This window comes from Bartonella taylorii 8TBB (genome assembly GCF_902825155.1).
Classification (GTDB): Bacteria; Pseudomonadota; Alphaproteobacteria; order Rhizobiales; family Rhizobiaceae; genus Bartonella; species Bartonella taylorii_A.
Genome location: NZ_CADEAG010000188.1, coordinates 1 through 400 on the forward strand (window position 1 = coordinate 1; position 400 = coordinate 400).

At 37.0% G+C, this 400-nt stretch carries 1 pseudogene; it reads left to right on the top strand.

The window, feature by feature from the left end:
* A pseudogene (locus J7R13_RS09235) lies at nt 1–209 on the top strand (DNA primase); the annotation flags it as partial.
* Nucleotides 210–400 lie beyond the last annotated feature (191 nt).

Here is a 400-nt window from a genome sequence, read left to right on the forward strand (position 1 = left end):
ACTTGCATCTTCAAGAATACCACCTACATAAGAGATTAAAAGATATTGAAGAGCAACTCATAGAAAATCCTAAGAGTGAGGTTTTTGATCTGCTTCGTGAGATAAAAAGTGAGATAGAGCAGATGCAAGCGACGGAAGCATTAATTGAAGGATTTGGAAGTCGGTTGGATGAAAAAATAGACGGGAATAAGCAAGATACGATAAAATGATTCGCTTTTTTGATGCGAATCAGTCACCTAAGGCTTAGTATGAAGAAGTTTATGTAGAACGAAATTTTTATAAAGAATGGCGACTAAATTTTAAGGAAAAGCGGGAAATTGGTCCTTACTATATGGTACAGAGATTATCTCAGAAAGGCTGAGAGGTATCGGGGAAACTTCTGGAGTTTTCCCGCGTTTTT